At 57.9% G+C, this 838-nt stretch carries 1 protein-coding gene; it reads right to left on the bottom strand.

Annotated elements, in window-relative coordinates; all coding sequences use genetic code 11:
- Positions 1 to 838: isopenicillin N synthase family dioxygenase (locus AACY08_RS27560; protein ID WP_339472271.1), on the bottom strand; the 838-nt coding region annotated here is incomplete at both ends.

Genomic DNA, 838 nt, shown 5'->3' with positions numbered 1-838 from the left:
GAACTTGGCCGTGTCATTCATCTGGTTCATCTTCATTTCGAGATGCTCCAGCGACGTCGTCTTACCGTATTTGGGAGCGCTCTTTTCCGCGCACGTCGGAATGCACTCGACGATTGCATCGTAATTCGGCTGATGGAAGAAGACGAGTGACTGGCGACGGCTCCCGACGCCCTGGCCCTTCGGCGGATTGACGACACGGTGCATCGTCGAAACCCACTCGTCATTGGTCCATTGTGCCATCAAGTCGCCGAGATTGATAATGAAGGCGCCAGGCACGATCGGCACCGGCTCCCAGCGGCCGTCCGAGGTCTTGACCTCCAGGCCGCCCGGCTTGTCTTCGGTCTTGAGAATGGTGAGACCACCATAATCGGTATGGGCACCCGCCCGCAGCTTGCCCGACTCGAGCTCTTCCGGCTGGTCCGGATAGTTGCTGACCACCATGTTGGTGATGTGCTTGTCGATCTTGTCGGCGAACCAGTCAGGCGACAGGTGAAGCGCACGAGCGCACAGCTCCATTAGCAGCGATGCCAGTTTCTCCATTTCGTGGTAATAGTCGACGAAGGCAGGCTTGAAGCCCGGCACGTCGGCATCCGGCCAGATATTTGGATGGAACAGCCGGTTGGCTGTTGGCGTCGAGAAATAGGGGTCGCCTTCGTCGATGTCGAAACGGCCGATGTTAAAATATTCGCGGTGGTCGGGTTTCGCCTCCTTCTCGCCGATCGTGCTGGCCAGGTTACCAGACTCGACGGCGAAGTAGCCACGATAGACTGCCTTGTCGGGTGAGCGGTACTTTACCTTCTCCGACTTGGTAAGATCGAATAGCTTGCGACCTTCCGCC

This window comes from Pseudomonas sp. EL_65y_Pfl1_R83, from assembly GCF_963970695.1.
GTDB classification, from domain to species: Bacteria; Pseudomonadota; Gammaproteobacteria; order Pseudomonadales; family Pseudomonadaceae; genus Aquipseudomonas; species Aquipseudomonas tritici.
The sequence above is the reverse complement of the archived record's forward strand: the minus strand, read 5'-3'. Positions and strand labels throughout refer to the sequence as shown.